This window comes from Novosphingobium guangzhouense (assembly GCF_002896965.1).
GTDB classification, from domain to species: Bacteria; Pseudomonadota; Alphaproteobacteria; order Sphingomonadales; family Sphingomonadaceae; genus Novosphingobium; species Novosphingobium guangzhouense.
Genome location: NZ_LYMM01000053.1, coordinates 26,182 through 35,770 on the forward strand (window position 1 = coordinate 26,182; position 9,589 = coordinate 35,770).

Consider the following 9,589-nt stretch of genomic DNA (forward strand, 5'->3'; position numbering starts at 1 on the left):
GAGGGGACTCCTCCCAATGAAACCCTCTCAAACCTGATGGGTCGCCGGCTCCTCCGCCGGCGACCCATTTTTTGACAGTGCCCATATGTTACTGCGGCAAGATCGAGACCCGTTCCGCATAGGGTCCGACATCGATATCCTTGAGCGACAAGGCTCCGCCCGGTCCGCCGACGTCTGTAAGGCTGACATCGCGCACGGTTCGGCCGGCGTCGAATCCGGCGATGACGGGACGGTTCACGCTTCCGCCTCGCAGCCGGACACGGCGCATGACGATATTCTCGATCCCCCGCCCCGGAGCCAGGCTGTACTTCTGGTTGAAGACCACCCGGAAATTGAACAGCATGCCCTCCTCAATCCGGTCTATGCGGATGTCGTCGAACACCACGTTGCGGACCAGGTTGTTGTCGCCATCGGTGATCGCCAGCGCGCCCTGATAGTTGCGGTCGTCCTCGTCGTGATCGAGGATATCGATGTTGCGGAATACCAGATTCTCGATCGTGCGCGGCTCATCCTTGCTGCCGTGAAGCCCGATGTTCACCGGATGGGCAACATCCGCCCAGAGCGTTGAGTTCTCCACGAGGTAATTGCGCGCATCGCCGTGATAGTCCCAGCGATCGGCATAGATCGCCACGGCATCGTCGGAAGTGCGCAGGAATACGCCGTCGATGTGGACATCCGAGCAGGCCATCAGGTCGATACCGTCGGTCCATCCCCCCGCACTGAAGGTGCGTAGGTTGCGCACCGTCAGACCGCGCGACTGCCCGCACATCAAGGTATAATGGCCTGGGTTTATTACGATCGGACCGTCGATCTCGACGGCTTGCGAACGAAGGACGGTTATCCCCTCCTTGCCGCCCCTGAGGATGCCCGGCCCGACGATGCGCACGTCATGGGCGTTGGCAACATCGACCTGCCCCTTGAGGATCGCACCGCCGGCAAGGCGCACGTCGGTACTTGATTCGAAACGGAAACTGTCCTGCCCTTGCGGCGGGACATGGATGCCGGGACCGAACGCCACCAGCTTGCGCCCTTTCGCGGGCCTTGGGGCCGGATAGATCGGATTGGCGAAGAGATGGAGGTTGTGCAGGCGATCATCGTCGAACTCGACCGACAGGTTCGCCGGGCCATCCAGCTTCAGGTAGGCGATCGCGCCGACGAGCCTGGCTTCGATACCCCGCGACGCGGGCCGCACGGCGACGTGGCGGACCGCGCCGTTGTTCTTCTGGATCGCCACCTCGACCGGGCCGCTGGTCCCGAAGGTGACCATCGAGGCGGGTTGCGGCTTGTCGAGATCAACCATGACGCGGTATTCGTACAAGTCCCGCCATTCGCCTCCCAGCTGACGGACCCGCACGGTGAAAGTGTCGTCGAACGAGGTGTAGTAGTCGCTCCCCGGCGGCGGCGGGTAGACCTCCAGCCCCCCAGGCGCGGCGGGCGGCGCGGCCTGTGCAGGCAGTGCAAAGGCAAGCGCACCAAGCGCGACAAGCGCCAGGGGCTTCACTGCCCGATCCTCCACCAGTCATACCGCGCGTACCCGACACTCGTGGCCACCGCGGCCGGCGTACCAAGGGCAGCTTGCGCGAAAAGGCCGATCTGGGCACCGACCCAGCGCCCCTGCCTGGCTTCGAAGGTCGATCCCAGCTCTTCGTACCTCACGCCGTCTAGACTGTAGGCGAAGCGTACCGCCATGCGCGTATCGCGCAGTATCGAGGGCCAGTACGGCGCGAAGTCCGGGGGCGGCACATCCACCATGACCGGCTTGGCGCAGGCCCTGAGCCAGACACGATCCTGCTTCAACACCGGCCCAGCTGTTTCCGCGACAGGCATGCCGGGACGCTCATCGTCCTTGCGCACCTGCACTACCCGAATGCCTTCAGGGCGATTCTCCAGCCCAATCCACGCGAAGTTGACCCCGTGCACCGTCAGCCCGGCCCGCTCGCCGATCCGCAGTGGCGCAAAGCGCATCAACGTACTCGCGCAGAACGCCGGTCCGGGCAGCTTCTGCGACAGCACCGCCCCGGTCTCGTACAGGTCTGCGGATCCCGTCACCGACTTGAGCTTCAGCCATCCGTCCTCGACGCTGGCCCAGTCGCTTCCAGGATTGCTGCCGAACTGCCAGGCAAGAGAATAGCCCCCATCGAATTCGTCATCGGCGATCGGCGTCGCGACCTGCTGTGTCGGCACGCCGGGCTTGCGATGCACGAGCACCGGCTCGCCCCGTCCGTCACCATCAGGATCGGTGCCGATGACCGGCCAGCCGTCCTTCCAGCGCATCGGCTGGAGGTGAACGATCCGCCCATAAGCATCGCGATCCTGAAAATGGAGGAACCAGTCCTCGCCGCCCGGCGTGTCGACCCAAGCGCCCTGGTGCGGCCCGTTGATCGCCGTGCCGCCCTGATCCATCACGTTGCGCCCCTCATAGGGCCCGGTGATCGTGCGACTGCGAAAGACGCCCTGCCAGCCGCCCTTGACGCTGCCGCTGGGCACGAAGACGTAATACCAGCCCTTGCGCTTGTAGAGCTTGGGCCCCTCGGTCGTCTGCCATGGACGCGGTCCGAGGCTCGTCGCGACCTTGGGCATTCGCCCGGCGTCGATGATGACGCGTTCGGGGCCATCGGTTTTGGTGCCTTCCGAATTGAGCCGCTTGAGCGCGATGAGATTGGCCTTGCCCGCCCGGCTCTTCGCGAACGCGTAGGCTAGCCAGCCGGTGCCGTCATCGTCCCAGAACGGCGCCGGATCTATCGCGCCGGTGGTGCCGTCCACCAGCACCGGCTCGCTCCATGGCCCCTTCGGGTCGATCGCGGAAACCATGAAGATGCCGCGGTCGGGATCGGGATAGTAGATCACGAAGCGGCCATCGCGATGACGGATCGCGGGTGCCCACACCCCGCCCCCGCGTCGTGCGGTGCGGTAATGGTCGTCGGGCGGGACGCGGCCAAGCGCATGGCCGATCAGCGTCCAGTTGACGAGGTCGCGCGAGTGGAGGATCGGCAGGCCCGGCACATCCGTGAACGATGATGACACGAGATAGAAATCGTCGCCTACGCGAACGGCATCGGGGTCCGAATAATCGCCGGCCAACACCGGGTTGCGATAAGTGCCGTCACCCTGATCGGCGATCCAGCGCCCCTCACCGGCGCCTGCTCTGACGCCTGCTGCGGCGGATGCGCCTGCGAGCATACATGCGGCAAGAGCCGCGAACGAAAGCAAGCTCGCGCGAAGCATGATCTTCTCCCGGTTCAGGCTGCAGCGTCTTCGGCGAGCAGGAAAGCCCCGACCAGCCCGGACGGCTCCCCGCATGCGGGCGGCACAATCGTGCGCTCCATGTCCTCGATCGTGCGTAGCGCGTGGACATAGCCGCCCAGCAAGTCGAGCGTGCGCGCACGGATCAGGGGCAGCAGGCGCTCCTGCTTCATCACTCCTCCGCCGAGCACGATGCGCTCTGGCCCGGTGGTCAGGAACAGCGAGGCACACAACTGCGCAAGATAGCTCGCCTCGACATCCCAGAACGGATGGTCGTGCGGAATATGGGACGGCGTGATATCCCACGCCGCTGCCACGGCGGGGCCTGCAGCAAGGCCCTCAAGGCAATCTCCGTGGAAGGGACAAAGCCCGGCGAAATCGCCATGGGCCGGATGGCGCCGGACCGGAATGTGCCCGGCCTCGGGATGACCGATGCCATGGACGGTACGGCCGGCACTCACGAGGCCGACCCCGATCCCGGTGCCCACCGTGACATAGGCGAGATGCCGCAGCCCACCCCCAATCGCCGCGATCTCTGCAAGGGCGGCAGCGTTCACATCGGTGTCGAGTCCGATCGGCACGTCGAGAAAATCGCGCGCGCGTGCGATCATGTCGGTGCCCTCCCAGCCCGGCTTGGGCGTCGCCAGGATGCGGCCATACTGTGGCAGGGCCGGATCGACACCGACGGGCCCGAAGCTGGCAATGCCCAGGCCGGCCAGCGGTCCGAGGTCCGCCGCCGAGCGGAAGAATGCCTCCACATCCGCGAAGGTGCCGTCAGGGTCGCGGGTGGGGATGGTGGTGGTGCGCAGCGAACCGCCGCCCGAACTGCCCACTGCGCAGACGAACTTGGTCCCTCCCGCTTCGATAGCCCCGAAGATGGTCATGCGATTGTCCTTTCGCAAATGTCTTGTTGGCTGCGGGCGCAGCCCCTTCAGTCGATCGGCGCGCCCGTCGAGGCACGTTCGACCAGTGTCAGCATCTCGCGCACATGACGCACTTCCGGACGTGCGCCGGTGCGCGCCTCGCGCACCTGATCGCTCAACAGCGCAACCGCGCGCGACGCCATGTCCGAGATCGGCTGACGGATCGTGGTCAGCTCGGGCCAGATGGTGGCCGCGATCTGCGCGTCGTCGAAGCCGGCAATGCTGAGGTCGCCCGGAATGCGCAGATTGAGGCCATGGGCAACCGCGGTGACGGCGGCGGCCATGTCGTCGTTGCTGGCGAAGATCGCCGTTGGCCGGTTGGGCTGGTCGAGCAGCTTGTGTGCGGCATCCAGCCCCGAGCGGTAGTTGAACAGGCCCGGCGCGATCCATTCGTCGCGGATCGTCAGCGAGGCGCCCGCCATGGCCGCGCGGTATCCCTGCTCGCGGCGCTGGGACGGCGAGTGCGCCGGATCGCCCTGGATGAAGCCGATCGCGCGATGCCCCTTGCCGATGAGGTAGCGGGTCATGTCGAAGGCGCCCTTGTAGTCATCGACGATGATGGCCGAGATGCCTTCGCGAGGGATGGCTGTGGCGAAGGCAAGCGGGATCACGTCCGCACTGGCCGCGAGATCGAGGAGCGCCTGCGAATCGCACAGCGGCGGCGGCAGGATAACCCCGCCGATGCGCGCCTCGACAAGACGATGGAGGCTGGCGATGGCTTCCGCCTCGGTAGCGCCCGGCTCGATGAGGAACTGGCAGCCGCTTTCGCCGCTCTGGCGAAACGCGCCCATCAGGAAGGTGCCCAGATTCGACGAGGAGGGATTGGAATAGATCGCCCCCACCCGCACCGCGCTCGAAAAGCTGCGAGCGTTAAGATTGGGCGAATACTCAAGCTCGGCGATTGCCGCATTCACCCGCTCGCGCATAGCCTCGCTGACATGCCGCTTGCCGGTCATCACCCGCGACACCGTCATCGACGACACGCCTGCATGGCGCGCCACATCATGGATCGTCACGACAGGGCGATGCGCACTCTTCGCGCCGCTATCCTTGCGCTTCGACTCATTTGCCATCAAATTGCCTCTCCAGGGCCTTCACGCCCAGCGAACACCCGATACCGTGACGCGCCCACCTTCCTGATATCGATAACCTGTCTTGGCCATGTGTCAAGTTAGGCCCTTGCCAAACCGGAATCGCGGCCGCATACGTGATATCGATAACAGAATGCGGCGCGTTCGCGAGGTCGAAGCAGCCGCCATGCAGCGAACGAGGATGCCGTGCTTGCCAATCGACAAAGAAACTACGCGGTCCTGAGCGCCTTCCTGTTCGCGTTTTTCTTCGCGCAGGCCATGGCGATGTCGCTACTGTCGATCTGGCTGACCCGCTCGCTGCACCTGAACGGAGCGCAGGCGGGCACGGTCTTCGCGGTCAATTCGATCGGCGCAATGCTGGCCCAGCCGGCCTACGGCTTCCTCTCCGATCGCATGGGCTTTCGCAAAGTGGTTCCGGTCATGATCGCCGCGCTGGTGATCCTTGCCGGGCCGTTCTTCCTCTATGTCTACGCGCCGCTGCTGCGCTGGAGCCTGCCGGTCGGCGCGGTCACGGGCGGGATCTATCTCGGGTTCACCTTCATGGCGGGCAGCTACGCTCTTGAAAGCTACGTGGACCGTGTCGGCCGTCGCTATGGCTTCGAATACAGCCGCACCAGACTGTGGGGCTCGATCGGCTTCGCGACGGCGGCTGCATTTTCCGGCCGGCTCTATAATCTCGATCCGACGATCAACTTCTTCCTCGCCAGCATCGCCGGCCTGGCGCTGATCCCGCTGATCCGCCTTGCCCGGATCGAACCGGACGAGGAGGCGCAGCATGCGGCCGACCAGCTGAAGCTGCGCGAGACGCTTGCCCTGTTCGGTCAGGCCCGCTTCTGGCGGTTCATGATCCTGATCCTGGGGGTCACCAACCTCTACCTCGTCTACGACCAGCAGTTTCCGTTCTACTTCTCGTCGCTCTTCCCCACGCCCGAGGAAGGCAACGCGATGTTCGGCTATCTCAACGCCGCGCAGATCTTCGTCGAGGCAGGCGGAATGTTCGTGGCGCCGCTCATCGTGCGCCGGATCGGCGCCACTCGCGGGCTGCTGCTGGCGGCGATGATCATGATCATCCGCATCGCAGGATCGGGCTTTGCCATCGGTCCCGTCACGATCTCGATGTGCAAGATGGCGCATGCCGTGGAGCTGCCGATCCTGGCCGTCTCTATCTTCCGCTACATCGCCTATCACTTCGAGAGCCGGTTCGCCTCGACGGTCTACATGGTCGGCGTCAGCTTCGGCCATTCGCTTGGCCTTGCCATCCTCTCGCCGCTTGCGGGCATTGGCTACGACCTGTTCGGCTTCCAGCACACCTATTTCCTGATCGCGGGCTTCGCCCTCTTCTTCTGGATCTGGTCGGCGATCTCCCTTGCCCCGACCCCGCCCGAATACACGCCCGTCCCCCACAAGGGCGGACAGGCGCCCGACACCGCCGCGATCGCATCCGCACCGGACGTTCGCCGCTACGAGGATGCTCTTTGATGAGTGAAGTTACCTTCGAGGTTCTGTCTCCCCGTGCGCTCGAACGCCCGGGTCCGGACCTGATCGACGCCTGGATCGCCGCGGCACTGGTCCGTGTCGATCGCATGCTGCCGCAGTTCGATACCCATTTCCCCGCACCCTCGAGCGAGAGCAACATCTACGGCCCCATCGACAACGTCGAGTGGACCAACGGCTTCTGGACCGGGATGCTGTGGCTCTCGTGGGAGTTCACCGGGGCTGACAAGTACCGCGAGATCGCGGTGCAGAACCTCGCCTCGTTCGCCAACCGGATCGAGAAGCGCATAAATGTCGATCATCACGACCTTGGATTCCTCTACACTCTGTCCTCCTGCGCCGGCTACCGCCTGACCGGGGATCGCGCGGCACGCGATGCCGGCATCGCCGCGGCAACACAGCTGCTGGCGCGCTTCGACCCGGTGGCGAAAGTGATCCAGGCCTGGGGCGACATGAACGTGCCCGCCGAACGCGGCCGCATGATCATAGACTGCAACCTCAACGTACCCCTGCTCTACTGGGCGACCCGCGAGACCGGCGCCCCCCACTTCGCGGCCGCCGCCGACCAGCATCTCGAACAGGCCGCGCGCCTGCTGGTTCGTCCCGACGCCTCGACCTTCCATACCTACTACGTCGACACCGTCACCGGCGAACCACGTCACGGCAGCACGCACCAGGGCTACTCCGACGACAGCAGCTGGGCGCGCGGACAGGCCTGGGGCATCTATGGCTTCGCCCTCGCCTGGCGGCATACCGGCAAGCAGCAATACCTGGACCTCGCCTCGCGGCTGGCGAACCATTTCCTCAACCGGCTGCCCGACGATGGCATCTGCTGCTGGGACCTGATCTTCACCCAGAACGAAGGTGTCGACCGGGACAGCTCGGCTGCCGCCATCGCCGCCTGCGGCCTGCTGGAGCTGGCTCAGGCACTGCCGCTGTCCGATGCCCTTCGGGAGACCTACGAGGCCTGGGCTGTCGCGATCATGAAGACACTCTCGGAAGACTATCTCGCGCCTGTCGACGGGTCCAACGCGCTGCTGCTGCACGGCGTCTACCACATGCCGAACAAGGCTGGCGTCGATGAAGCCTGCATCTGGGGTGACTATTTCTATCTCGAAGCCCTGATGCGCCTGCGCCGTCCCTGGTCGCCGTACTGGGCGTGACGCATGGGCCAGCGTAACCGAGACATCAGACGCTCCTCGAAGTCGCCGCCCGGATGGTTCCTACGCCGAGCGGCCCTTGCCCGCCGGGCCGCTTGCCTCGGCGCACTGACGATAGCAGGCTGCGCGACGATGGTGGGCTGCGCGAATGCGGCCGATGCGACCGCCTGCCCGCGCGAACCCGACAACGCGCGGCTCATCGTCCTGACGGACATCGGCAACGAGCCGGACGATTCAGAATCGCTTGTCCGGCTGCTGCTCTATACCAACGAGATAGACCTTGAAGCGGTGGTCGCATCGACCTCGGTGTGGCAGCACGAAAGGATCCGCCCGGAACTCGTCGATGAGCGGATCGCAGGCTACGCGAAAGTCGCCGGAAACCTGCGTGCCCACGACTGCCGATACCCTGAAGCTGCCGCCCTTGCCCGCACGGTCAAGCGGGGAAGTCCCCGCTACGGCCTCGCCGGTGTCGGCCCAGGCAAATCGACCGAGGGCTCGCGCGCCATCATCGCCGCCCTCGACCGCGATGATGCCAGACCGCTCTGGGTCGCCCTGTGGGGCGGCGCGGTAGACCTCGCGCAAGCGCTGACCGACATGCGCGACACCCGTTCGCCCCAGGCTGTCGAAAAGGCGCTCGCGCGTCTGCGGATCTATGCGATCTCCGACCAGGACGATGCCGGGCCGTGGATCAGGACAAATTTTCCCAAGCTGTTCTGGGTCGGCAGCATCCATGCCTTCGGCGACTATTCGGCCGCGACCTGGCGCGGTTTCTCGGGCGATCTGTACAGACGGCCCGATTTGGTCGCGCCGGCGCCAGCTGGGCCCGACGGGCGACTGGTGACGAACGACTGGCTGGCCCGCAACATCCGCAAGGGGCCGCTCGGCACGTTATATCCGGCCTGGCTCTACGCCATGGAGGGTGACACCCCATCGTTCATGAACCTCGTGCGCAACGGCCTGTCTTCTCCGGAGCGTCCCGAATGGGGAGGCTGGGGTGGCCGCTACGGTCGGGTATCGCCCGGGCAGGGCCTCTTCGCTGACGCCACCGATACCGTCGTGGGCATGGATGGCGTAACCTATCGCAGCGGACAAGCCACGATCTGGCGGTGGCGAAAAGCCTACCAGAACGACTTCGCGGCGCGCATCGCCTGGACCCTGACCGGATGCTACACTTGCGCCAACCATGCGCCTCGGATCGCGCTGAACGGCACGCATTCGCCCTCCCCGCTCGTCCTCTCCGCCAGGCCCGGAACCGCGATCACCCTCGATGCCGGCGGTTCGAAGGATCCCGACGGGGACCAGCTCGATTTCGCATGGTCGATCTATCTCGAAGCAGGATCGACCTTCCCCGAGGCCCCTCCCGAAATCCGCGACGGCAACAAGGCGATCGCAACCGTTACCGTTCCATCCGGGGCCACGAAGCCGATCCACGTCATCCTGCAGGTCACCGACCGTGGTGCGCCATCACTGACCCGGTATCGCCGGGTCATCATCGATCCGGCGAAATCCGCCGAAGGCAGCAGTCGATAACAGCCTCACGCAATCCGATATCCCAAGGAGAGTTCACAGTGTTTTGCAAGACGTACCACGCCACCCATCCGGACATGATGGAGTGTGTCTCCAACGAGGAACTGCGCGACCGTTATCTGGTGACGGGCATGTTCAAGGCTGGGGAAGT

General features: G+C 65.1%; 7 protein-coding genes and 1 pseudogene. 4 read left to right on the forward strand and 4 right to left on the reverse strand.

What is annotated here, in order from left to right:
• Positions 1-88: 88 nt before the first annotated feature.
• The 4 genes from A8V01_RS19300 to A8V01_RS19315 are packed head-to-tail and all read right to left on the reverse strand — an operon-like array spanning position 89 to position 5,239.
• Positions 89-1,501, reverse strand: coding sequence for a glycosyl hydrolase family 28 protein (locus A8V01_RS19300; protein ID WP_103097960.1), 1,413 nt, complete (start codon positions 1,499-1,501; stop codon positions 89-91).
• Positions 1,498-3,225 (reverse strand): glycoside hydrolase family 43 protein, encoded by a 1,728-nt coding sequence (locus tag A8V01_RS19305; protein ID WP_211295082.1) that lies wholly within the window; start codon positions 3,223-3,225, stop codon positions 1,498-1,500. The genes A8V01_RS19300 and A8V01_RS19305 overlap by 4 nt, the downstream gene beginning before the upstream one ends.
• A 14-nt stretch (positions 3,226-3,239) precedes the next feature.
• A complete protein-coding gene (locus tag A8V01_RS19310; RefSeq protein WP_103097961.1) occupies positions 3,240-4,127 on the reverse strand; it encodes an ROK family protein in 888 nt (295 codons plus the stop codon).
• Positions 4,128-4,174: 47 nt separating this feature from the next.
• Positions 4,175-5,239 carry a LacI family DNA-binding transcriptional regulator gene (locus tag A8V01_RS19315; protein WP_103097962.1) on the reverse strand — a complete coding sequence of 355 codons (1,065 nt, stop codon included), beginning with the start codon at positions 5,237-5,239 and terminating at the stop codon, positions 4,175-4,177.
• 204 nt (positions 5,240-5,443) lie between these two features.
• On the opposite strand from A8V01_RS19315, the gene A8V01_RS19320 reads away from it, so the two are divergent.
• The 4 genes and pseudogenes from A8V01_RS19320 to A8V01_RS29365 all read left to right on the forward strand — a co-directional run.
• Positions 5,444-6,736, forward strand: a complete 1,293-nt coding sequence (locus A8V01_RS19320; protein ID WP_103097963.1) for an oligosaccharide MFS transporter — start codon at positions 5,444-5,446, stop codon at positions 6,734-6,736.
• Positions 6,736-7,914, forward strand: coding sequence for a glycoside hydrolase family 88 protein (locus tag A8V01_RS19325; protein ID WP_103097964.1), 1,179 nt, complete (start codon positions 6,736-6,738; stop codon positions 7,912-7,914). Before A8V01_RS19320 ends, A8V01_RS19325 begins: the two co-directional genes overlap by 1 nt.
• Positions 7,915-8,043: 129 nt before the next feature.
• Positions 8,044-9,441: a DUF1593 domain-containing protein gene (locus A8V01_RS19330; RefSeq protein ID WP_170066001.1), complete on the forward strand. Its 1,398-nt coding sequence runs from the start codon at positions 8,044-8,046 to the stop codon at positions 9,439-9,441.
• A 38-nt stretch (positions 9,442-9,479) separates the two neighbouring features.
• Positions 9,480-9,589: pseudogene (locus tag A8V01_RS29365) on the forward strand (5-dehydro-4-deoxy-D-glucuronate isomerase); the annotation flags it as partial.